This window comes from Paenibacillus sp. J5C2022 (genome assembly GCF_025567625.1).
GTDB lineage: Bacteria > Bacillota > Bacilli > Paenibacillales > Paenibacillaceae > Pristimantibacillus.
This window is the reverse complement of sequence record NZ_JAOQJC010000001.1, coordinates 179181-201867: the sequence shown is the minus strand read 5'-3', so window position 1 is coordinate 201867 and position 22687 is coordinate 179181. Positions and strand designations below refer to the sequence as shown.

At 51.6% G+C, this 22687-nt stretch carries 21 protein-coding genes and 1 other annotated feature; of the genes, 1 reads left to right on the top strand and 20 read right to left on the bottom strand.

Features of this window, described 5'->3' with window-relative positions; genetic code table 11:
- Nucleotides 1-106 precede the first annotated feature (106 nt).
- The gene (locus M6D81_RS00945; protein ID WP_410795675.1) at nt 107-1789 is read right to left on the bottom strand and encodes a glutamine--tRNA ligase/YqeY domain fusion protein; all 1683 of its coding nucleotides are present in this window, start codon (nt 1787-1789) and stop codon (nt 107-109) included.
- A gap of 69 nt (nt 1790-1858) precedes the next feature.
- Nucleotides 1859-2111: a binding site (T-box leader), on the bottom strand.
- A 161-nt stretch (nt 2112-2272) separates the two neighbouring features.
- On the opposite strand from M6D81_RS00945, the gene M6D81_RS00940 reads away from it, so the two are divergent.
- A complete protein-coding gene (locus M6D81_RS00940) occupies nt 2273-2956 on the top strand; it encodes an NAD(P)H-binding protein (protein WP_262674902.1) in 684 nt (227 codons plus the stop codon).
- A gap of 32 nt (nt 2957-2988) precedes the next feature.
- Here M6D81_RS00940 and M6D81_RS00935 read toward each other — a convergent pair whose 3' ends face one another.
- The 19 genes from M6D81_RS00935 to M6D81_RS00845 form a co-directional block, all read right to left on the bottom strand.
- Nucleotides 2989-3486: a GNAT family N-acetyltransferase gene (locus M6D81_RS00935; protein WP_262674901.1), complete on the bottom strand. Its 498-nt coding sequence runs from the start codon at nt 3484-3486 to the stop codon at nt 2989-2991.
- A gap of 4 nt (nt 3487-3490) precedes the next feature.
- Nucleotides 3491-4534: a tRNA 2-selenouridine(34) synthase MnmH gene (gene mnmH, locus M6D81_RS00930; protein ID WP_262674900.1), complete on the bottom strand. Its 1044-nt coding sequence runs from the start codon at nt 4532-4534 to the stop codon at nt 3491-3493.
- Nucleotides 4535-4570: 36 nt separating this feature from the next.
- Nucleotides 4571-5620, bottom strand: a complete 1050-nt coding sequence (selD, locus tag M6D81_RS00925) for a selenide, water dikinase SelD (protein ID WP_262674899.1) — start codon at nt 5618-5620, stop codon at nt 4571-4573.
- A 45-nt stretch (nt 5621-5665) separates the two neighbouring features.
- On the bottom strand, nt 5666-6970 hold the full coding sequence (gene proS, locus M6D81_RS00920) for a proline--tRNA ligase (protein ID WP_410795674.1): 1305 nt from the start codon (nt 6968-6970) through the stop codon (nt 5666-5668).
- A gap of 323 nt (nt 6971-7293) precedes the next feature.
- The gene (locus tag M6D81_RS00915) at nt 7294-7458 is read right to left on the bottom strand and encodes a hypothetical protein (protein ID WP_262674898.1); all 165 of its coding nucleotides are present in this window, start codon (nt 7456-7458) and stop codon (nt 7294-7296) included.
- A gap of 82 nt (nt 7459-7540) precedes the next feature.
- Nucleotides 7541-10426 carry an ATP-binding protein gene (locus M6D81_RS00910; protein WP_262674897.1) on the bottom strand — a complete coding sequence of 962 codons (2886 nt, stop codon included), beginning with the start codon at nt 10424-10426 and terminating at the stop codon, nt 7541-7543.
- Nucleotides 10419-10784, bottom strand: a complete 366-nt coding sequence (locus tag M6D81_RS00905; RefSeq protein WP_262674896.1) for a response regulator — start codon at nt 10782-10784, stop codon at nt 10419-10421. Before M6D81_RS00905 ends, M6D81_RS00910 begins: the two co-directional genes overlap by 8 nt.
- Before the next feature lie 26 nt (nt 10785-10810).
- Nucleotides 10811-12325 (bottom strand): diguanylate cyclase, encoded by a 1515-nt coding sequence (locus M6D81_RS00900; protein ID WP_262674895.1) that lies wholly within the window; start codon nt 12323-12325, stop codon nt 10811-10813.
- Nucleotides 12326-12554: 229 nt separating this feature from the next.
- Nucleotides 12555-13733, bottom strand: coding sequence for an MFS transporter (locus tag M6D81_RS00895; protein ID WP_410795673.1), 1179 nt, complete (start codon nt 13731-13733; stop codon nt 12555-12557).
- A gap of 9 nt (nt 13734-13742) precedes the next feature.
- Nucleotides 13743-15038 carry an aspartate aminotransferase type Ic gene (locus tag M6D81_RS00890; protein ID WP_262674893.1) on the bottom strand — a complete coding sequence of 432 codons (1296 nt, stop codon included), beginning with the start codon at nt 15036-15038 and terminating at the stop codon, nt 13743-13745.
- 131 nt (nt 15039-15169) lie between these two features.
- Complete coding sequence (locus M6D81_RS00885; RefSeq protein WP_262674892.1) at nt 15170-15616, bottom strand: DUF6376 family protein; 447 nt, start codon at nt 15614-15616, stop codon at nt 15170-15172.
- Nucleotides 15617-15800: 184 nt separating this feature from the next.
- Complete coding sequence (locus M6D81_RS00880) at nt 15801-16208, bottom strand: TerB family tellurite resistance protein (RefSeq protein WP_262674891.1); 408 nt, start codon at nt 16206-16208, stop codon at nt 15801-15803.
- A gap of 77 nt (nt 16209-16285) precedes the next feature.
- A complete protein-coding gene (locus tag M6D81_RS00875) occupies nt 16286-16852 on the bottom strand; it encodes an NUDIX hydrolase (protein WP_262674890.1) in 567 nt (188 codons plus the stop codon).
- Nucleotides 16849-17217, bottom strand: a complete 369-nt coding sequence (locus M6D81_RS00870; protein WP_262674889.1) for a glyoxalase superfamily protein — start codon at nt 17215-17217, stop codon at nt 16849-16851. The genes M6D81_RS00875 and M6D81_RS00870 overlap by 4 nt, the downstream gene beginning before the upstream one ends.
- Nucleotides 17218-17408: 191 nt before the next feature.
- Nucleotides 17409-18161 (bottom strand): phosphoribosylformimino-5-aminoimidazole carboxamide ribotide isomerase, encoded by a 753-nt coding sequence (gene hisA / locus M6D81_RS00865; protein WP_262674888.1) that lies wholly within the window; start codon nt 18159-18161, stop codon nt 17409-17411.
- Between the two features lie 106 nt (nt 18162-18267).
- Nucleotides 18268-18690, bottom strand: coding sequence for a metallothiol transferase FosB (gene fosB / locus M6D81_RS00860; RefSeq protein WP_262674886.1), 423 nt, complete (start codon nt 18688-18690; stop codon nt 18268-18270).
- Nucleotides 18691-18813: 123 nt separating this feature from the next.
- Nucleotides 18814-20007, bottom strand: a complete 1194-nt coding sequence (locus tag M6D81_RS00855; RefSeq protein WP_262674885.1) for an aminotransferase-like domain-containing protein — start codon at nt 20005-20007, stop codon at nt 18814-18816.
- Nucleotides 20008-20042: 35 nt separating this feature from the next.
- Nucleotides 20043-21572, bottom strand: coding sequence for a MocR-like pyridoxine biosynthesis transcription factor PdxR (gene pdxR, locus M6D81_RS00850; RefSeq protein WP_262674884.1), 1530 nt, complete (start codon nt 21570-21572; stop codon nt 20043-20045).
- Nucleotides 21573-21760: 188 nt separating this feature from the next.
- Complete coding sequence (locus M6D81_RS00845; protein WP_262674883.1) at nt 21761-22687, bottom strand: serine hydrolase domain-containing protein; 927 nt, start codon at nt 22685-22687, stop codon at nt 21761-21763.

Sequence of the window (22687 nt, the reverse complement as noted above, 5' to 3'; positions counted from 1 at the left end):
CACCAGGCAAGCATCATCCTTTTGCACTACTTTGACCACATTTCCCTTGCAAATCGTCCTTCTTCTTCCAACTCTTGAAGTCACTGACACACTTCTTCCTTTCTGATCAGTTGCTGCGATTCCAGCCGTCCTTAAGCGAGACGATCCGATGGAATAACAGCCGATCACCCGCTGCATACTCTCGATCCACGCAAAAATAGCCATGTCTAATCAATTGGAATTTTTGCTCTGGTGCCACATGTGCTGCCGATGGCTCCAACATGACGCCCTTCAGCTGAATCAGCGACTCCGGATTAATTCTGTCGAGCCAATCATCACCTTCTAATCGTCCGTTTCCCCCTTTCAGCAACAACTCATGATACAAGTTGACATCGGCATAGACGGCATGCTGACCAGATACCCAATGAATTGTCCCCTTTACTTTGCGACCGGTGAATCCTGTTCCGCTCTTCGTTTCGGGATCATAAGTACAGCGAAGCTCAATCACTTCGTCTGTCACATTATCTTTAACCGCTTCATCGCATTTGACATAATAAGCTCCTTTGAGCCGAACCTCGCTATCGGGACTAAGACGGTGAAAGCCCTTCTCCGGCTGCTCTTGGAAGTCCCCGCGTTCAATATATATCGTTCTGGAGAAAGGGACCTCCCGTTTCCCAAGCGCTTCATTTTGGCTATTGTTCTCAATCGATAACAGCTCTGTCTCGCCTACTGGATAATTGGTAATGACGACTTTCAGAGGCCGTAAAACGGCCATCACGCTCGTTGTCTTCAGTCTCAAATCCTGCCTCAAGCAATGATCTAATAACGAAATATCTGCTGTGCTGTGAGTACGAATGCTCCCTATCGCTTCTATAAAGTTCCGAATGCTCTCAGGAGTGTAGCCTCTTCTCCTTAAGCCTTGGAGCGTCGGCAATCTGGGATCGTCCCAGCCAGCCACATCTCCTCTCTCCACCAGTTGCCGCAGATACCTCTTGCTCGTCACGACTCCTGTCAAGCTCAAGCGCCCGAACTCTCGTTGCCGCGGAGGAACAGGAATACTCAGCTTTCTTAATACCCACTCATACAGCGGGCGATGATCCTTGAACTCGATAGAACATAAGGAGTACGTTATGCCTTCTATGGCGTCTTGAATCGGATGGGCGAAGTCATAAAGGGGGTACACGCACCAATCCGTTCCCGTACGGTAATGCGGTTCGTATACAATGCGATAAATAACGGGATCGCGCATATTCATATTGGGCGAACTCATGTCGATTTTCGCGCGAAGGACTTTGGAAGCAGCGGGATATCGTCCATTCTTCATCTCTTCGAAAAGCTTCAAATTCTCTTCTACTGTACGTTCGCGATAAGGACTGTCCTTGCCGGGCTCCGTCAAGGTACCGCGATATGCCGATACTTCCTCCGGCGTCAAATCGCACACATAAGCTTTCCCTTTCCTGATTAATGACACTGCTGCATCATATATTTGTTCGAAATAGTCCGATCCGAAATATATGTGCTCCCCGGGATCATAACCCAGCCACTTCATGTCCTCCTGAATAGCCTTTACATAGGACATATCCTCCTTCAAAGGATTGGTATCATCAAAGCGCAGATGAAACGCCCCGTTAAATTGTTCCGCCATCCTATAGTTCGTGTGGATTGCATAGGCACTCCCGATATGAAGGTATCCGTTCGGTTCAGGCGGGAATCTTGTGCACATATCTCTGTCGAATGGGGCTTTCTTGAGTTCTTCTGCAATTACCCGGTATACATAATCTTCGTTATGTTTCTTGTTCTCCATCTCCATGCTTGGCGCCTCCTAAATGAAAGTGGTTGTGGACAAAATAAAAAAACTTCACCTCCAAGACTTTGTCGTCTTGGGGACGAAGTTATCGCGGTGCCACCCCAGATTCATTGATATGTCGCCACATCAACCTCTTCAAGTACGCCATAGTCAGAATGGTTATACTCTAGCTCTATAACGGGAGCTCCCGTCATGCCATCCCAGTCAGGAGTTCCGGCATGCTGCTCAGAGGCTTGGTTCAAGGAGACGCTTCTGGCCCCTTCTCAGCTTCCGGAGCTCTCTGTTCAGCAGCGTATTCCCCTACTCTTCTCGTCGTTGCGTTTTAATATTTTGAATATTGTAACAAATGATTGGCCATCGCGCAATTCATATTGCACTTATGTTCGCCAATTCAGTTATCATGAATTGTAAATTGTGTTAGGATGAGAGGAACGGAGTTGAATGAAGAGTTCAACAAGTCGGATGCATATAGGAGGGAGAACCGGCATGAGCACAAAAACCGCTTTGCTTGCAGGAGCGACCGGATTAGTCGGAGGACACTTGCTTCATCGCTTGTTGAACATTGGCGTCTACGGACAAGTGACGATACTGGTCAGGAAGCCATTGAAGCTTCAGCACCCCAAGCTGCGTCAAGTCGCAGTCGATTATGATCAGCTAGATCAATACCGCGAAGATATTGAAGTCGACGATATTTACTGTTGCTTGGGAACAACGATCAAGAAAGCGGGTTCACAGGCGGCATTTCGCAAGGTGGATTACGAATACCCGCTCCATATCGCCAAGCTGGCGCATAGCAAAAGCGTGAAGAAGCTGGTCATGGTAACGTCCATCGGCGCCAATGCCCAATCCGCTTTCTTCTACACTCGGGTTAAAGGAGAGGTCGAAGCTGCGATCCTCCGGGTCGGACTGCCATCGGTCCATTTCCTCCATCCCTCGCAATTGCTGGGTGCCCGACAGGAGAAGCGGCCGGCCGAAAAGGCCGCTATCGCCCTCAGTCCCCTTCTGAAGCTGTTCACTAAAGGCAAGCTGAGCAAGTATACGCCGATTCAAGCCCAGGACGTCGCACTTGCCATGATCGGAATCGGTCAATCCGCTCCTCAGGGCAATCATGTATATGAGTATGAGCAAATCATGAGATTTGCTCATGGGAAAAACGAATCCGTCACATAAAGGAGCTATTATCGCAATAGCTCCTTTTCCCCCTATCCTCTTGTCCACCGCTCGTCACACAAGACGACAGATGTGTCGATCTGCCGAGTGGACACTGTCCAGTATTGGCGAAGCAATTGTTCCTTCTCCTGGAAGTTCGTTACCCGGAAGCCGTGCTTCTCGTAGAATCGGATCGCCCATTCCGCCGCTTGCCATGTCCCGATGAGAATCGGCTTGTCCGTCATACCGATCAGATGCCCCAGCAGCTTGCCGCCGATTCCGCCATTTCGCTGATTCGTGCGAACATAAGCATGGCGGATCAAGGCCACATCGCCTTTGTCCTGAATACCCATTACACCGAGCAACTGGCCGTCGTCATCAGAATAACCCCAGAATTCGACGCCATTTCCAATCTCCTGCTCCAGTTCATCCAACGGCATGTAGGGAGAATGATACATATCAGCCGGAATAACGTCCTCGTACGCTGTAGCCGCATCGTTAATAATGTCATAAATATCTTCCTTATGCTTCGCCTCGCATATCGCGATCATCGTTTCACCTTCCCTTGTCTATGTCGCCCAGCATGCTCTTCACCTGCAACAACGCATCCTCCATCGTGTCCGTATTCACCTTGTCCGCCGCCTGCTCCCCATATTGGCTGGAGGAGTGAATATAACGAGGATCGTAATAATGTACGAGCAACTGTTCAATTCCTGCTTCATACTGTTCAGCTTGCAACAACTGCTCGATTTCCGCCGCGATCGGCGTATGGATTCTGGAACGGATTCGCCTGAATGCTTCTAAGCATTCATCCGCATGCTCCTGCGGGCGATAATCCTCCATAATTTGCCGAACCCGCTCTTGAAGCGGCAGCTCGATAACGATTTGTCGCCCCGTCTCCCTCTTCCTCATCAGCACATCGGGAAGGGCTATTTTTCCGATTCTTCTGTTCTCGGCTTCTATAAGGATATAAGGTGAATGTTGAAGCAACTTCAGTTCCTCCACCAGCCATGCGTCGAATGTTTTCTGATTGCTCGCCGCAAGGCCAATGCCGCCGAAGATGGAGCCACGATGGCCGGCCATGCCTTCCAGATCAAGAACGGGATATCCCTCTTGCTTCAGCTTGCGCAATATGGCGGTCTTTCCGGTTCCGGTCAGTCCATTCACGACGATCACTTCGGCCTGGATGTCAGCGTTCCTCAATTCCTCTAATACCCATTGGCGATAAGCTCTGTATCCCCCCTGAAGTCGATAGGCATGTATGTCCATCAGCGACAATAAGGTAGCCGAAGTCTTGCTTCTCATCCCACCGCGCCAGCAGAATACGGCCTTTGGATCGGACAGCTCTTGGAACTGCTTCACGAAGGAGGGCAGTTTGGCCGACACGATTTCCAGTCCTTTTTCCTTGGCGGCTTGAATGCTGACCTGCTTGTATAATGTCCCGATCTCTGCACGCTCGCTGTCATCGAATATGGGAATGTTAATCGCGCCCGGAATGGTGGCATTTCTGAATTCGGAGGGCGAGCGAACATCGATCATCGTTACGTGCTTCCTGTCCCGCAGCTCTCTCCACTCATCAATTGTCAAATTTTGCAGCATCTTGCGTACAATCCTCTCGCTTGGTAGTGGTATGCTTTATACGATTACAATTGTTCCAGCTTGCTGATCGGTCGCTTCGCCTATGATGCTGGCTTCGACGCCCGATTGCACCAGCTCCTGTAGCAGTTCCTCAGCTTGGGCAGGATGAACGGCAATCAACAATCCACCTGAAGTAACCGCATCGCAGAGCAGCCATTGATCTATCTGATCCATATTCTCCGGGAAGGCAACGGCACCCTTGACGTGAAGATAATTGTTCTTCGTCCCGCCAGGAACAAAGCCCTTCTCCGCCAGCTCTCGCACGCGCGGCAGCATCGGAACGGACGCGCATGCAATGGTAATGCCAACATTGCTGCCCTTCGCCATCTCCAGTGCATGTCCCATTAAGCCGAAGCCCGTCACATCCGTACAACCGTGCACCTCATATTTCTCCATCACTTCAGCCGCCGTCTTATTCAGCGTGGCCATGACGGTAGTGACCCGCTCGATCTCCTCGCTGCTGAGCTGATCTTTCTTAATCGAGGTCGTAAGTACGCCGACGCCTATCGGCTTCGTCAGAATCAGCTTGTCACCCGGTCTGGCCCCCGCATTCGTCCTGACCCGGTCGGGGTGCACCACCCCCGTCACGGCCAGCCCGAACTTCGGTTCCTTGTCGTCAATGGAGTGACCGCCGACAAGCGTTGCGCCGGCTTCGCTTACTTTATCGGCAGCGCCGCGAAGAATGTCGGCCAAGATCGATTTATCCAATGTAGAGATGGGGAAAGCCACGATGTTAAGTACCGTAAGCGGCTTTCCTCCCATCGCATAGACATCGCTGATCGCATTGGCGGCGGCTATTTGACCGAAAGAATAGGGATCGTCCACAATCGGCGTAAAGAAGTCGACCGTCTGCACCAATGCCGTCTCTTCATTGATCCGGTATACGCCTGCATCGTCGCTTGTATCAATGCCTACCAGCAGATTCGGATTCTCGCCTTTTGCAGCGAGATGGCTTAACACACCTTTCAGATCGGCCGGACCGATTTTACACCCGCAGCCGCCTTTGCTGGATAAACTCGTTAGCTTAATTCCTTCTTGCTCACTCATCGTCCTTCTTCCTTTCTGCTCATCGTATTCCTATATTGAATCGTACTAGATTTCATGAGTCCTATGCAACTGTATCCGTTGCAGCAGAAGTTCCAATGCCTTCTCGACATGAACAACTTCCTTCGTCTCGCTGCTGCGCTCCGAATACTCCACACGGTGTTCATCCGCGTGCTTGCCTACCACGATGCGAATCGGAATACCGATTAATTCGGCATCGTGCAGCTTCACTCCCGCCCGCTCATCCCGATCGTCCAGCAGCGTCTCAATGCCCGCTTCCACAAGCCTTTCATAGAGCTCATGCGCCAGCTTCATCTGCGCTTCGTTCTTCACTGCGATTATCGTCATATGGACTTGATAAGGCGCCACGGCTGACGGCCAGACAATCCCCCGTTGATCGTGATGCTGCTCCACGATTGTAGCCAGAAGGCGGGAGAGGCCGATGCCGTAGCAGCCCATGATCAGCTCCCTCTCGCTGCCATGTGCATCGGGAACCGTAGCCCCCAGGCTGCTGGAATACTTGTCGCCCAGTTGGAACGTATGTCCCACTTCAATCCCCTTGCAATATTCCAGCTTCCCCTGTTCGCAAGAAGGACAAGCCTCATGCTGTTCAGCAGTTCCTTCGTCCAGTCCCTCCTGAAGCTTCTCCACATTGGCAGCGAACTGGCAGCTGTTGCATACTGCAATCGTATCCTCCCCAATATCGGCCAGAGCAATAAATTCATGGTTGTCGCCGTCCCCTCCCATCGCACCGGCATCCGCCTCTACCGCCCGATAATTGAGTCCGCAACGGTTGAATATCCGGCAATACGATTCGTACATCCCGGCATAGGTACGCTTGAGCCCATCCCAGTCACTGTGAAAGGAGTAAGCATCCTTCATGAGAAATTCTCTTCCTCGCAGCAGGCCAGAGCGCGGCCGCATCTCATCCCTGAATTTGACCTGAATCTGAAAGACGGTGACAGGCAACTGGCGATAGGAGTCGATTACACCATTCATAACAGAGGTGATCGCCTCCTCATGAGTTGGCCCCAATACGAAGAACCGGTTATGGCGATCCGCCATCATCATCAGCTCAGGACCGTATACATCGTATCGCCCCGACTGCCGCCATAGCTCTGCCGGCTGCAAGGCGGGCATAAGCAGCTCTTGAGCACCCGCCCGTTCCATCTCTTCCCTCACAATCGCTTCCAGCTTGCGCAGCGCCCGCAGACCAAGCGGCATATACGCATAAATTCCGGCTGCAGTCTGCCGGATCAAGCCCGCTCTCAGCATGAGCTGGTGACCTGCTGTTTCCGCATCCGCGGGCACTTCCCTTAACGTTCGCAATAACCAAGCGCTTTGCATTGACATTCTCTTTCCCTCCTATTTTTTCGCATACAACAAAAAAACACATCCGTCTTCAGGGACGAATGTGTCGTGGTACCACCCTAATTTGACCGCGGCATAGCAAATAAGCTGCGATCCTTCCTTGTCATAACGGTCCATTCCGTCAGCGGTTGTCAACCCCGCTGCAGCTCGCAAGGCGGGAGAAACGGGGCAACGCCAGGAAATCTTTCAGCCGGTGGATTTCCTCTCTGATATCGGTCAGCGCCCATTTCATTCCTTGGTCCAAGCCTTTATTTGTGGAATTTTGAACTAATGTACACGATTTTTCGTCCGTTGTCAACGAATCGCTACACTGCTTTCTTCGAGCATCTTTTGCAGACGGTCAGCTTCGTTCCGTCCGACTTGACGAGCGGGTACAGCAGCTTGATCCTTGTCGCTTGACAGATCGGACATGTACCTCTGCCTCTTGCGGGCAGCCTCCACAGCGCCCTTCCTCTCTTCGCCTTGGCCACGCTTCAATCACTCCATTCCGGATAGGATAGGTTGAAGAGTATTGTCCTCTTGATTCATCCTATGCACGGAATGCGCAATATACTATACTCTTGTGTTATCATCATTGCCCGAACCCGCAGTCAACACATCCATCACCATTTTGGACAACGTATTGGGATGGAATGGCTTGATCAGATAACCACTGATGCCAAGCTCCTGAGCCCGCTTCTTCTCCTCGTATGCGCTGGAGATAAGAATAGGAACGTTATTCAAGGAGTCTTCCGCGCGCATGCTGCTAATGACGCCCCAGCCGTCATCGCCATCACTAAGAATAAGATCGATGATGACCAGATCCGGGCGGAAAGCGCGCATAGCGCGCATGGCTTCCTCGCTATTGCTGTATAAATATACGTTGAATCCTCTCTCCTGCAGCTCATCTCTCATCAACGCGGAAATATTCGTGTCGTCTTCGATAATGTATATATTGCCGCACATCTTCATCCCGTCATGGAACTTTTCCTGGACGCCCATTCGCTCTGGCTCCCGCATTTCGGGCACAGGCGCTTCGGACAACGGAAGTCGAATCGTGAATGTGCTGCCTTGTCCAAAGGTCGAATTCACGAACACTTCGCCATTATGAACGGTGACAATTTCTTTCACGATGGCAAGGCCAAGTCCGGTGCCGCCAATCTCTCTGCGATCGGAATTATCCACCCGGTAGAACTTCGTGAACAGCCTGGGCAATGCTTCCTCCGGAATGCCGAGACCTTCATCGGAGATGGACAGAAGCAGTGACTGCCGCTCCCGCTTCAGGGAGATCACAATCTTCCCTCCGCCCGGCGAATACTTCACGGCGTTGCTAAGCAGATTGATCAGCACCTGCTTCAGTTTGTCATGGTCGCCAATAACGGATAATCGCTCCCCGCTTCCGTTCATGACAACCTCATGATGAATGAACTCTGTCCGATAGACGTCCAGCGTTTCCTTCAGCAGGCTTGCCGCATCGATCGTCACGAAGTGATAAGATTGTCTGCCCGACTCCATTCTCTGCAGATCCAGGAAGTCGTTGATCAGCGTCGTCAGCCGTTTCGCCTCCTGATGAATCGTCGACAGATACTTCCGTTGCCGCTCCGGCTTCAGTTCCTTGCTGAGCAGCAGCTCGGTGAAGCCTAGCACGCTGGCAAGCGGCGTGCGCAGTTCATGGCTGACCGTACTGACGAATTCCGACTTGATCTGATCGACTTCATGCTCTCTTGTAATGTCCCGATGGACAAGGAGCGTCCCGATTCTCTCCTCCTTGCGGAACAGCGGCTCGTAATAGACGAGAATATGTCTCGTGTACGGCTCAGTCATAGTGTATATGAAGCTCTTGGTATCCATCGTGGCATTGTTGACGGTATTGCGGACAAAGCTTTCAAGCTGATCTCCCGCTTCCACTCTTCCTATCAGTCTGTCCAGAAACTGATCCAACGACAAGCCGGACATCTCCTCGTAGGTTGAATAGCCCATCATCTCAAACAGCATATTGTTGACTTGCAGTGTCCGCCCTTCGAGATTAAGCAGTTGCACGCCTTCCTGAATCGTATTCAGCATATCCCGCGTCATCTGCCGCTGACGTTCCTTCTCTTCGAACATGGCAAGCCTGTCCAGCGACAGCGACAGCTGAGTAGCCATCCCTTTCAGCTCCGCCAGCTCCTGTGAGGATACTTCACGGCCGATTCTGGACAAGACCATATAGGCCGCCACTTCTTCGGAAGCATCAAGGACAGGGACGTACACATCGTATGTATACAGTTGCTCAGTGTTGAATCCCTTCTCCTCCGAAGCCGCCTCTCTCTTCAAGATATAAGGCTCCTTCGTTTCCTTCATTCGCAAGATGAGCCCGCCGCGGAACGACTCCAGCAATTGGCTCACCCCGCTGTCGGACACGCCGAACGATGCATGATCTTGCTCTTCATTCATAAGCAGAATCATGCCCTTGTCTGCATCGGACAGCTCTACCGTATGGCGGATGACGCTTTCAAGCAAAGGCCCTTTATCCGTCGTGTTGGACAGCGATTGAATAAGCTGATTTCGCTTCTCCAGATACACCTCATTGGCAGCCATCTTCCCAAGCGCTTCCTGAAGCGTTTCTTGCTGCATCTGCAATTCATCCTGCTGCGCAATCAGCTCTTCATTCTGGGCCATTAATTCCGATTCCTTCGCCGTAATCTGCACCATCATTTGATCCAGTGACTGGGACAGCTTGCCGATCTCGTCCACTCTATCTGTGTAGGCCAGATGAACAGGCTTGCCCAGAGCGAAATTCTCGGCTTCCTTCGTCAATCCCCCTAGCGGCTTCCCAATATCCATCGCCGTCCGGGTCGCTATCCATACCGAGAGAAGCAATATGCCTAGTACGTATGTCGCGAAGAGTAATCCTTCCTTGAATATATCGTGGACCATCTCTTCATTTTTTCGTTCCAGATACACTTCATTATCCCGGGCGAATTGATCCGCATAACGGACAAGCGAATTGACCGCATCGTTAATGCCGCTGGACGATAATGCGCGAAGCTCGGCATACCGATCGTTCTGCACTAAGCTCGATGCTTTCGGGAATACATCCTGGATGAAGTCGTCCATGAACTTGTCGATGTCTTCTATCAGCTTGTCTTCCAAGTCATTATGCGGCATATTCCTGAATGTATCCAAGGCGACCTTCAACAGCTCGTATTCCTCGTATACTTTATCGTATTCCATCTCGTTCAAGAAGGCATAATACCCTCTTGCCCGGAAGAACACTTGTGAAGTGTGCTCGGCAATGTCGGAGATGATCGCTTCTTTCTCGCTTAGTTCCTTCTGGGTGTTCTGATAAGATGTCAGCGTATCGTACGCGCGCCATAATACCGTTCCCGCTCCCGCCAGAATGAGGAATAGAGCCAGGAGCATCATGGCAACGAACCGACGTGTAATACTCTTTCGCAAATAACCCATTAGTTTATTCATGCAGCATCTCGCCCACGATGCGCACAAGTTCAATCGGACTGAACGGCTTCGACAGGAACACGTCGGCTCCAGCCGCCATCGCTTTCTCTCGGTCCGTAACCTGGCTCTTCGCTGACAGCATCATAATTTGCAGCTGCTCCCGGCCCGGCAAATCTTTAACGGCATTAATTAGCTCCAAGCCCGTCATCCGCGGCATCATATGGTCGACGATTAGAAGATCGTATTGCCCGGCTTCCATCATATCGAACGCTTCCCTGCCGTCGACGGCGCTGTCAATTTCATATCCTTCGTCTTCTAACGAATCTGTAATCAGCATGCGCAGCACCGCCTCATCTTCGGCTACCAATATTCTGCTCATTGTTTCTTCCCTCCCCTATCCGTCTGTTAATGCACTCTATTCACCAATCTCTTCAATCTAGCCTTGAGTTCTCCGATGCGGAACGGCTTCGTCACATAATCGTCAGCGCCCAATTGCAGCGCCTGAACGGTGTCCTGCTCCGATTTCCGTCCTGTCAGCATGACGACGGTGAATTTCTCCTCATTCGGCAAGTTTCTGATCCGGCGCAATACGGAGAAGCCGTCCATCTGAGGCATCATCACGTCCAGAATAACGAGATAGGGGGCCGAGTCGCTCAAGTCCATCTCTCGGAAAAACTGTTCACCGCTGCTGAACGCATGCAGAACCGGTTCCAGTCGATCGTGAAAATCCTCCCCAAGCTCATCCGACAACAGCTTACGAATCATATGATCGTCATCTACAATGACAATATGAAGCTTCCGCTTCACCGGCTCGAAGCTGTTGCTGTCGGTTGTTGCCACAATTCGTCTTCTTCCTGCCGCCTTCGCCTGATACAAAGCGGCATCCGCTGCTTCGATCCAGGCATGCGAGCTGTTTCCGGGGTCATCTACAAGCGTAACGCCACCCGAGAAGCTGCAATGGAAGACCGTATCTTGAGAACGGAAGTCCACCTTGGAGAAGCCTTCAATGAATTCCGTAAGCAGCTGCTTCGCATGCCCGACCTCCAATCGCGGCATAACAATTACGAATTCTTCTCCACCGTACCTGATGATGCTGTCCGTGCTTCGAAGCTTGGTCTTCAGGTACGATACGAAGCCTCTTAGCACCTCGTCGCCAATCAGATGTCCGTATGTATCGTTCACCGATTTGAAGTGGTCCAGATCAAGCACTGCCAGGGAGAATACCTCCCCGGTCCTTTTCATTTCAGTGAACAGCTTGTTGAACAGATCATGCATATATTTCCGGTTATACGCCCCGGTCAATTCATCAATGAACAGCAGCTGCTCCAGACGCCGCTTATTTCTGAGCTGCCGATCCAGTCTGGCAAGCATTTCTTCCATATCGATCGGCTTAACCAGCATGTCGTCAATCCCCATTCGGTAAGCCTTCAGCTTCGCTTGCCTGGACGTATCATGGCTGATCATCATCGTCGGAACATATTGTCGTTTCAGCTTCTCACTTAACGTCTCGATCACCTGAAAGCCATCGGAATCGGAGAAATGCAGATCCAGAATGAGACTGTCAGGCGGCATGGCGTGGAAATACTCAATGACTTTATACGGCGAAGCCGTTGCCACTACCGACCAGCCAGCTCCCTCCAGCTCATCTTTCAAATAGGTTAATAGAGCGACATCGTCGTCCAAAATAAGCGCTAGCGGCTTATCCATTCTATCGTCAACGGCTGCAGACGTGGATTGGGCATCGGGATCAGACTCTGAAGCCTGATTGGTCTCCGCAATTAAATCCACTAGGAATTGCTTTAATTGCTTTGTCGACCATTGTCGAGGCTCCATATCAAGAAAGGCGTCATGCAGCGCAGTCACTCTAGCATGAAGCTCATGCAGGCCAATCGTACCCGAAGTGCCCTTCAAGGAATGCAAGAAGAACGCGACCTCTTCATGCGGAATTCCTGCAGGCTCATTAAACCATAAATCCAGCTGATTGCGTATATTATGAAAGAACAAGTCTTTATACTTATTCAGTAGGGTCCCCTCCTTGCAATGCCCGACAATTATCGAGAAGTGTCGACAAAAAATGCACTATTTCCTATTGTATTCTACCATTCACTACCGGGCAATGCCATATTCCAAGCAAAAAAGCTTCCATTCGCTAGAATGGAAGCTTCTTCGGCCGAAATAGAAATCCGAGCAGACCGAACAAGAGAAAAGCGCCCCCCAAAAAGAGGAAAATACTATGCTCGCTGACATATTGAATGCCGTAACCGCCCAGCGTTGGCCCCGTCATGCTGCCGATGCTGAAATGAATCGAGGCGATGACATTGACAACGGGCAGAATCGGTACGGGCATAATATCCGCCGCATAGGCGAGTCCAAGCGAGTAAAACGAGCCTACCACGCCGCCGGCCATCATAAATAGCACAATGAGGGTCAGCACATGGTCTCCCGCGAGCGGAACGGCGAGAAAGGCCGATGCCCCTACGATACCGCAGCCGATTAAGATCGGCTTGCGGCCGATGCGGTCGCTCCATATGCCGAGCGGAAGCTGCAGGAGAAGTCCTCCTATGCCGAAGGATAACAGCAGCAAGGAAATTACATGCTCTTCCAGCTGAATGCGCATCCCGTACAAGGGGAAGCTGCTGTTCATCGACGCCTCCATAAGTCCATAGAGGAAGCTGGGAATAAGCGCGAACCACGCTAATCGGTAAGCGGCCCTGAAGCGGTTCCTCTCCCCCGCCTCCCTCTTATACGCAGGCGGCCGTTCATTGCGCACGCGAAGCATAAGCAGCATCACGCTCAAGTAGAATGCGCTGGAAACATAAAATGGAACGTGATCCCCGAACGTCAGCAAATTAATGCCCAGCGGACCCAGGCTGAAGCCCAGCCCGTAGGACATGCCGTACAATGAAATATACCTGCCTCTGCGTTCGGCGGGACTGGAGCTTACAATCCACAACTGCGTGGAATAGTGCAGCGCACTGTCCCCTACTCCCACTAACAATCGCAGCAGAAACCACACCGAGAGCGAGCTTGTCGCAGGAAATAGCAGGCATGCAGTTGTAATCAACGCAATGCCTGCCAGAATAACCGGCTTGTAGCCGAATCGGCGGACCGGCTTCTCGATGAATAACATGGTGCCGAAGATGCCGATATACATGGCCGCAGAGTTCATCCCGTTCTGCTCGGGCGGTACTCCTGCCTGTTCAAGCAAGATCGAAAGCAGTGGCAGAAGCAATCCCTGACTCATGCCTGCGACGATGATGACCAGCAATAATAAAATAAATCGTTGCCGGAACGCTGATGTCGATGTCTGAGATGTCAACTGGTGCACGCTCCCAGTTTACCGGTTAGCCAATATACGATCTATACTTGTCATACCGACGCAAATGCATAAGATGTCAATCGCCTTGTCCAGCTCAGCCAGCGACGGGAATGTAGGAGCAATCCGGATGTTGCGGTCTCTCGGATCTCTTCCGTACGGGAAGGTAGCGCCCGCACCTGTAAGTGTAACGCCGCATTCCGACGCCAATCGCACAACCTCCCTGGCACAGCCGTCCATCGTATTCAAGCTAATGAAATAGCCGCCGCTCGGCTTGTTCCAGGACGCGATACCCCTGCCCCCAAGCTCGCTCTCCAGCCTATCCAGCACTAAGGAGAACTTGGGGGCTATCAATGCCGCATGCCGAGCCATATGACGCTCCAGTTGTGCCATGTCGCCCAGGAAGCGGGCATGCCGCTGCTGATTCATTTTGTCCGGGCCGATCGTCTGGAATGACAGCTGCTTGCGAATAAGATCCGCATTCGCCTTGCTCGTCGCCATAGCCGCTACACCAGCGCCGGGGAACGTAATTTTGGACGTTGAAGCGAACAGGTATACACGGTCGGGATGGCCGGCCGCTTTGCAAGCCTCCAATATATTCTTCAGCTTGTCATGTTGATCGCTCAGATGATGCACTGCGTAGGCATTGTCCCAGAATATGCGGAAGTCCTCTGCCTTCGTCTCCAAGGCGGCCAAGCGGTCTACCGTGTCGTCGGAGTAAGTCGTTCCCTCCGGATTGCTGTATTTCGGCACGCACCATATGCCCTTAATCGTATCGTCCTCACGCACCAGCCGCTCGATCGCGTCCATGTCCGGTCCGCTCTCCAGCATCTCCACGGTTATCATTTCGATGTTGAGATGCTCACAGATTGCGAAGTGGCGATCGTATCCCGGACTGGGACATATAAATTTCACGCTCGGCAGATTGCTCCACGGAGTTCCTTCGCCACCTTTATTATTAACCCCGTTAATTAAAGCTCTGACAATAGTGTCGTACATCATATTCAAGCTGGAATTGCCGCCTATGATGACTTCCTCGTCGCTCGCTTCCAAGATGTCTGCGAACAGCTTCTTGGCTGCCGGGATACCGTCTATGCCGCCGTAATTGCGATAATCCGTTCCGCCAATGAAATCATCGGCGTCCGTTGCGCGAAGCATGTCCATGGACAGCTCCAATTGCTCTTTGCACGGTTTGCCTCTCGACATATCCAGCTTCAAGCCTTCCCGCTTGAAGGCATCATATCTCTCCTTCAATAAGGCATACCGTGCCCGCAGTTGCTCTGAATTACAGCTGTTATAATCCGATTGCAGATCCATCCCTCTATCCACTCTCCCAAATCATGTCATTCTATCATCGTACAATCACAGTATATCATCTTGTCGTACCTTTATCATCTCATATTAAGGGCACTCGCTTCAATTGAAACGAGTGCCCTGATGAACATGCATTAAGGAGCAAGACTATTGATTTGACCCAGCAGTTCATTAACCCGGTTAATCACATCCGGTATCCCCGTTGAAGCGAATATGTCCTTCCCTTGTTCGATATTGGTCAATGCGGAATCCAGCCCCTGCTTCAGCGTCTCGTTATGCTGTACGATTGACTGATACAGCTCCTGAGCGTATTCGGGAACTTGAATTCCTTCATAATTGGCAATCTGCTTTTTCAAGTCTGCAATCTGCTGCTTCAGGTCGGCCTTGGCCTCCAAGTCCGTCATTGCCTGCTGCGCCTTCTCATTCATACTCTGGCCGAATTCGGTCAGCTCATTCATATAGGCCGTCGTCTCCGAAGCGAAATTCACGGTGCTGCCCACTTGCTCGAAGATTCCGCAGCCGGATGCCGCGATCAAAGCCGCGGCGAGCATGAGCATCAATCCTAATCTTGTCCTGCTCATTCTATCTCCTCCTCTTACTGCTTCTACAATTACGATAATGGCCATCTTTCGTTTCACTTTATGGACATGTGATCTTCACCCGATTATTGGAATGCAGTTCTGGCAAGCACAGAAAAGAAGCCGTGCAGTTACAGTGCGTTCACGGCTTCCAGTCTGATAAACAGATGAATCTGATGCTCTGTCATCAAGCGTTAAGAATGAGCTTTATCCCATCGATTTTCAGCTTGTCCATTGCAATTACCCACTCTCGCATCGACTCGTAAGTCTCATCGGAAAATCCGAACAGATCCTTCAGATCCGTCACGATTTCCTTCTCTTCGTCATTATAGTCACCGTCGGTATAGAGAAGCATCAAAATTTCGATTAGAAATATTTTTTGGACGCTTTTGTCCTGTACGGCAGATGCAATTTCTGCAAGGCTTCTAGGATTCGACAGGTCGATATCCACATCGAGCAGCCCCATCTCTTCTATATAGGAACGGAGCTTTCCCCTCTCCTTCCAATTCACATTGCCATCCGCTTTCGCTGCGAGATGCGCAATCTCCAAAAATGCCAGCTTATGTACTTGCTGTTCCAGAAAGTGTAGAAACAATTGTTCCAGCTCCTCTATGTCGTTGTCATTATCGTTCTATGATCTATACGTCCTGACCGAAACTCAGGTTGCACACGCTATACTTGCAAACACCGCCGCAGAAACGTGGAATCTCGCAGCTGGACAAACTTGCCAGTGTAACTGGACGGCTGATGCTCCGCCATGGTCGTAATAGCCTCCTGGGGATTCAGCCACAGCAGGCGATCATGCTCCGTATTGTCCTTATGCGACAGAAGTCCGGCACGCTGCATCTCTGCTGTGTTCTTCGTCTGAACCGCAAAACCGTAGCAAAAATGCATCAGCTCTTGTTCATCGCGATATTCGATAATGAGTCCAAGCTCACCGACCAGTTGAATCTGCGAGCCGAGCTCCTCCATAATTCCCCGCTTCAAGGCGCTTATGGCATCTTCACCTTCAAGAATGCCGCCTCCCGGCAGCGTATAGCAATCATCTTGCTTCCTATGAATAATGGCGGTCTTGCCTTCATGATTGCGAATCACTGCCCGGCTATCGCGGCATAGCCAATATCGGCTTCCATGCCTGCGATGGCTGTTATCCTTCTGACTTAACTGCAATTCGCGTTCATAAATCTCCTTTAATATCTTCATGCTGCCTAATCCCTTCCCCTGCCGAATCCAAATCACGCTTCCTCCTCGTCACGAATCGTATAGAAGTGCAGCCGGTTGCCGAACGGATCGGTTACCGTCACTTCATTCCAATCGGATTGATAGCCGGGACGAGCGTAGCGGTATTGCTTCTGCAGCAGCTCCGTATGCAGCGACTTGGCGTCTTCCACCCCTATTCGAACGGCCGCTCCCGGGCAGCAGTCGCCATGATGCTCGGTCAGATGAAGAATGCATCCATTCCTAGCTATTTGCATATACAGAGGCAAATCATCTTGGAACCGATGCTCCCATTCTATCTGAAAAGACAAAAAATCCAAATAAAATTGTTTGGCCTTCTCCAGATCGAATATGCGAAGTATAGGTACCGTCTGTCGCCATCTCAATATGATCCCCCCTCATCCATGACAGAAGAAACTTCTTGTCTTCCATTCGACGTCAGGGCTTCAATTCCTGCCTGAAAGAAAAACTGCCTCTTCGCCGATTGGAAGAGACAGTTTATCGCAGTACTAGCTTTCCTTATGCTTCGAATTGGCCTTCGCAAACAGAGGACACAATGAAAGGTTGATGAGTTCCATTAATTCATCTCGTTGCTGTAACGCACAACATCATGATAAGACAGCTTGCCCCCGAAAATATCGAGTGCGCTGCCGATTGTCAGGTCCAGCTTCCCTTGGGACAGTTCCCGGAATCGCTCCATATCTTCTAGCGACCTGGCGCCGCCGGCATATGTTGTGGGAATGCTCACCCAATCCGCAAGGGCCGTGACAAGACTTTCCTGCACGCCGCTTTGCTTTCCTTCCACATCCACCGCATGGACAAGAAATTCGTCGCAAGACTGCTCCAGATAACGGATATTGTCAGCATTGACTTCGAAGTCGCTATACTGCTTCCACTGATTCGTCACGACGAACCACTTCCCGTCCCTGGCCTTGCAGCTCAAGTCGATGACGAGGCGTTCCTTGCCCGCTACCTCGACCATTCTTTGCAAGTTGCGTTCATTCAGCTCTCCGTTCTGAAAAATGTATGATGTGACGATCACATGCGTCGCGCCTTCATCCAAATAACGCCCGGCATTGTCATCGCGTATGCCTCCCCCAATTTGCAACCCGTTCGGATAAGCGCGCAGTGCGCGAAGCGCAGCTTCTTCATTGCCTGGACCGAGCATGATGACGTGACCGCCTGTCAGCCCGTCCTTGCGGAATAGCTCGGCATAATAAGCGGAATCGTGCTCCGAGACGAAATTTTCGATTAACGAGGCATTCAGCGTTTCTCCGACGATCTGTTTCACCTTTCCGTCGTGCAGATCAATACATGGTCTGAATTTCAATTGTATTCCCCGATTCTTGTCATATTGGTTGGACCGCTTTTACTTATCAGTAACTATAACATACGAAGAAAGTATCCTCTACCGCTATGGCAAAGGATACTTTCGTTCACTCATCGTAAAATGTCATATGCCGTTTATCCGCTTTGTAATAATCAAGCCGATCCAGCAAGGAGCCTGTATGGAATTCAAACATATGGCCGTCAGGGTCGAGAAAATAAATTGACTTCTTATCTCGCTCGTCCCTTGGCCGTCCCGCGAACAACTCAACCTTCAATTCTTCCAGTCTCCTCCATAACGCTTCATAATCTTCTTCCGAAATCGTGAATGCGATATGCGTATACGTCGGAACGGCATGGCTTCTATCTATGTTTTCCTGGTTCAGTGCAATCCACAAGCCATTGAGGTCGAAATAGGCCAGCTTTCTTCCTTTCACTAACAGCTTCGCTTCAAAAACGCTTTCATAGAAGGTGATTGACGTTTCCAAATCCGTAACAGAGAAACATAAATGATTAATGCCGGCAATTTGCATCGCTACCTGATCTCCAATCTTCATTTACAACGATACTGGTCTTCATTAACCTTCCATGATTATACATCTGTTACAGGAAACATAAAAGACCTATTCTATGGATTTTCGATTAGGTCGTCTTACCTACCGAACTGCGCATTCATATTGTCGAAGCGCTGCGCCCAGCCTTTCAATCCCCGTCCAAATATCGCTCTCGCTGGATACCGAATAATTCAGCCTGAGCGTATTCTCGTGACCGCCTGCGGGAAAGAAAGCCTCGCCCGGCACGAACGCGACCCCTCTATTCAGGCATTCCTTCAGCAATGCTCTCGCATTCGCGCCTTCAGGCAGCTCGACCCAGATGAACAAGCCGCCGGAAGGTTCATGGTAGCGTGCTTCCTCGGGCAAGTGCTGACGCATAGCCTGAAGCATGGCATCCCGGCGCTTGCGGTATACGTCTCTCAATTTGTCGATATGACGATCCAGATCGTTATTTGTCAGATAAGCGTGGATCTCCCTCTGACTGATCGACGAGGAGTGCAGATCGCTTGATTGCTTGGCAAGCACATACTTCTCCATCCAGAGTGTTGAAGCGGTTAGCCACCCGATGCGATACCCTGGACAGTATACCTTGGAGAAGCTGCCCAAATGGATAACCTGTCCTCTTGCATCCATGCTCAGAAGCGATGGGCGCTCCGCTGGCCGGAACCACAGCTCACCGTACGGATCGTCTTCGATGATGACCGCGTCGTACTCCGCCGCGCATGCCATGAACTGCTTCCTGCGCTCCGCAGACCAGCTGCGTCCCGTTGGATTCTGGAAGTTGGGAATGACATAGATCATCTTAACGGGATGTGTCTCCAGTTGCTTGCGCAACTGCTCGATCAACATGCCTTCTTCATCGCAACCCGCCTCAACGAAGCGCGGTTCGTAAGCCCGAAGTGCATTCAACGCTCCCAGATAAGTTGGACTCTCGCATAGCACGACGTCTCCCTTGTTCAGGAACAGCTTGCCGGAGAGATCCAGGCCCTGCTGTGATCCGTTCGTGATGAGCACATGCTCCCTGTCCATTGCCGTGCCATGCTTCCGGTTCATTCGATCCGCAATCCAATCTCTCAGCGGCGCATAACCTTCCGTTACGGAATACTGCAGCGCTTCCTTCGCTTGCTGGCTTAGAACGGCATCTCTTGCCTTGGCTATTTCCGCAAGCGGGAATAACGCGCTGTCCGGCAGACCTCCAGCGAAGGAGATCATGCCCGGCTGCTCGGTAAGCTTGAGCAGCTCCCGGATTTCTGATGCTTTCATGCCTTCCATACGATCTGCCAATATATGCAGCATCTGCACTTCCTCCAATTCGATTCGATAATTGTCTACTATACGAACGGTAAATGATAAGATCTTCCCGGCCTTGCGCTCCCTCTCTGTTCCTCCAGCATGCCGCTTGATAGGGCATGAAGCCTGGCCAGCCCTTCCTCCATCTGCGAGCGGAGAGGCCAGGAGAAGTTCAACCGGATGCATGAGCGGTACTCTTGCCTTCCGTCGAACGAGAAGTAGGCGCCGGGTGCGAAGGAAACCTCCTTCTCCATAGCCCGAAGCAGCAGCACAGTGGCAGACAGCTCCTCCGGAAGTCTCAGCCATAAGAAGAAGCCTCCCTCCGGCAGTCTGAACGACCAGCCGTAGCGCTCATAAGCTTGCAGGAATACCGCCATATCATCGCGATTCCGCTTGTAATATTGGCGGCACATCGCCAGATGCCGCTCCATATCGCCTGAGCGTATAAAGGAATCGATCAGTGCCTGATTAATCGGGCTGGAATGCAGATCCATATACTGCTTCCATCGGGCCATCGCATCCGTTATTTCCGCAGGCGCGTACACCCATCCGACACGTAGCCCGGGAGACAGCAGCTTGGAATAGCTGCCGATATAGATGACCTGACCCGCTGCATCCATCGATTTCAGCGCCGGAATCGTCTCCCCGCTGTAACGAAGCTCATAGTATGGATCTTCCTCTACGATATAAGTGCCGTACCGCTCTGCCAGCTCCATCAGCCCCTTACGCTGCTGGAAGGACAACACGCGACCGGTCGGATTCTGGAAGGTCGGCTGTACATAGATGAATTTCGGCGCATGCTTCATCAGCATCGCTTCCAGGAAGTCAAGCTGAAGCCCGCCCCTGCCATCGGATGGCATCGTCATAATTCGTGCCCCGTATAACCGGAACAGCTGAACGGCGGAGAAGTAAGTAGGCTCCTCCACGAACACGATGTCCCCCTGCTCGATCATCACCCTCGCTACAAGGTCGAGCCCTTGCTGCGCTCCGGATACGATCAATACCTCTTCCACAGCTGCATCAGCAGCTCCTCTTCCCTGCATCCACTTCGATACTGTCTCCCTGAGCGGTGCGTACCCATGTGTCGGACAATGCTGGAATAAGCGATGCCCTTGCTCCGTCGTGATGCCAGCGAGATGCGATTGAAGCCGTTCTACAGGCATGCAGGCCGCTGCGGGCTTGCCCAGCGCGAATGAATAATGATCAGGACCGGCAGGCATGCTTAGCAGCTCCTTGATCAGATCCCTCTCGAGCGGCGGATTGCGCAGGAATGCTTGCGGGACGACCGAAGCCGAATGCAGCCTGGAGCGCTGCAGCGCTTTGCTCCATTCCGAGCGCTCTTCCACGATCGTTCCTCTTCCGACTACAGCGTTCACCCAGCCTTCCGCCTTTAATTCCTGATACGCGCGCAGTACCGTTGAACGGTTAACGCCGAGCTGCTCGGCCAGTTTTCGCTCAGGGGGCAGCTTGGAGCCCGCTTGCAGCGATCCGTTCCATATTTGCGATTGAATCTGCATCTTTATTTGTTGATAGATCGGGACCGATAACTCCCGGTTCATACTAATATTCATCGCCTGCCACATCCTGTCCGAACGAAAGTACGCACCTTCAGTGCTTGCATATGCTTTACTATTATTGTAGCTATATTCTACTGCAGCCGAACGCCGTATGAAACAGCCAATTCGCGGCTGTCAACCAGCCAATGCGAACAACCGCAGCAGCGATTGTCTCGTCTGATACGGTTGTTCGTCTGTTGCTTCTATATGAAAGCAGGCACGATATGCTCGAAGATGACCTTGCGGGAATAGACGGCATCATTCCGCCTCGTCACCTTCTTCCTCACGACGACGACCAGCTCCTGATCGGGCATAACCATAATATATTGGCCGCCATGACCGAATGCGAAGTATGCATCGGCGAATCCGTTGCTCGCAGACGGCGAGCACCACCAATGGTAGCCATAACCGCCGTATATGGGAGGCTTGTAATGCAGCAATCCCTTGTGCCGCATTGTAGTGGAAGCCTCAATCCACCGCTCGGACAGAAGCCGCCTCCCGCCCCACTGCCCCTTGTTCATATATAAAGCGCCGAACAAGGCCATATCTCGGCTCCGCAGCGACATCCCGGTTCCGCCTTCACTGATCCCGTTCTTCTCGCTCCATACTAAAGCGCTGAACCCTAGCGGTTCGAAGAGCCTTGCCTTCCCGTACAGCATCGCGGTAGTTCCCGTCACCTCGCTGATCAAGGCGGACAACAGATGCGAAGCACCCGAATTGTAGGTGAACGCTTCACCGGGAACATGAGCAAGTGGTTGCTCCAGCACGAAGCGTACGGGATCGGCGGCAGCCCTAAGCGCCCGGTAAGGCTTGTCGAAGTCCGGCCATCGGAATCCGGGCGTCATCGTTAACAGATGCTCGATGGTTACCTTGCCGCTCCAGGAGGCGTTCCCGCTGTCCGCCAGTCGGAAGTCGCTGAGTGGCTGCGTGACGCTTCCGATTAATCCTTCATCGATTGCGATACCGATAAGCGCAGACAGTACGCTCTTCGTGCAGGAATAGATGGGATGCAGCGCCTCTTCTTCCTCAGCATGCCATTCCTCCATCGATGCATTGGCTTTCATCACGATAACGCTGGTTATCCCCCACTCTCTCCAGAGAGTGTGTCTGATTGCTTGTATATTGTTCAT

What these genes read in the sequence shown, in the direction of transcription:
- pdxR (WP_262674884.1), bottom strand. Translation starts at nt 21,572, where the DNA reads ATGAATATTAGTATGAACCGGGAGTTATCGGTCCCGATCTATCAACAA.
- M6D81_RS00935 (WP_262674901.1), bottom strand. Translation starts at nt 3,486, where the DNA reads ATGATCGCGATATGCGAGGCGAAGCATAAGGAAGATATTTATGACATT.
- M6D81_RS00845 (WP_262674883.1), bottom strand. Translation starts at nt 22,687, where the DNA reads ATGAACAATATACAAGCAATCAGACACACTCTCTGGAGAGAGTGGGGG.
- M6D81_RS00885 (WP_262674892.1), bottom strand. Translation starts at nt 15,616, where the DNA reads ATGAGCAGGACAAGATTAGGATTGATGCTCATGCTCGCCGCGGCTTTG.
- M6D81_RS00855 (WP_262674885.1), bottom strand. Translation starts at nt 20,007, where the DNA reads ATGCTGCATATATTGGCAGATCGTATGGAAGGCATGAAAGCATCAGAA.
- M6D81_RS00940 (WP_262674902.1), top strand. Translation starts at nt 2,273, where the DNA reads ATGAGCACAAAAACCGCTTTGCTTGCAGGAGCGACCGGATTAGTCGGA.
- fosB (WP_262674886.1), bottom strand. Translation starts at nt 18,690, where the DNA reads ATGCAAATTGCCGGCATTAATCATTTATGTTTCTCTGTTACGGATTTG.
- mnmH (WP_262674900.1), bottom strand. Translation starts at nt 4,534, where the DNA reads ATGCTGCAAAATTTGACAATTGATGAGTGGAGAGAGCTGCGGGACAGG.
- selD (WP_262674899.1), bottom strand. Translation starts at nt 5,620, where the DNA reads ATGAGTGAGCAAGAAGGAATTAAGCTAACGAGTTTATCCAGCAAAGGC.
- M6D81_RS00905 (WP_262674896.1), bottom strand. Translation starts at nt 10,784, where the DNA reads ATGAGCAGAATATTGGTAGCCGAAGATGAGGCGGTGCTGCGCATGCTG.
- proS (WP_410795674.1), bottom strand. Translation starts at nt 6,970, where the DNA reads ATGTCAATGCAAAGCGCTTGGTTATTGCGAACGTTAAGGGAAGTGCCC.
- M6D81_RS00890 (WP_262674893.1), bottom strand. Translation starts at nt 15,038, where the DNA reads ATGGATCTGCAATCGGATTATAACAGCTGTAATTCAGAGCAACTGCGG.
- M6D81_RS00910 (WP_262674897.1), bottom strand. Translation starts at nt 10,426, where the DNA reads ATGAATAAACTAATGGGTTATTTGCGAAAGAGTATTACACGTCGGTTC.
- M6D81_RS00945 (WP_410795675.1), bottom strand. Translation starts at nt 1,789, where the DNA reads ATGGAGATGGAGAACAAGAAACATAACGAAGATTATGTATACCGGGTA.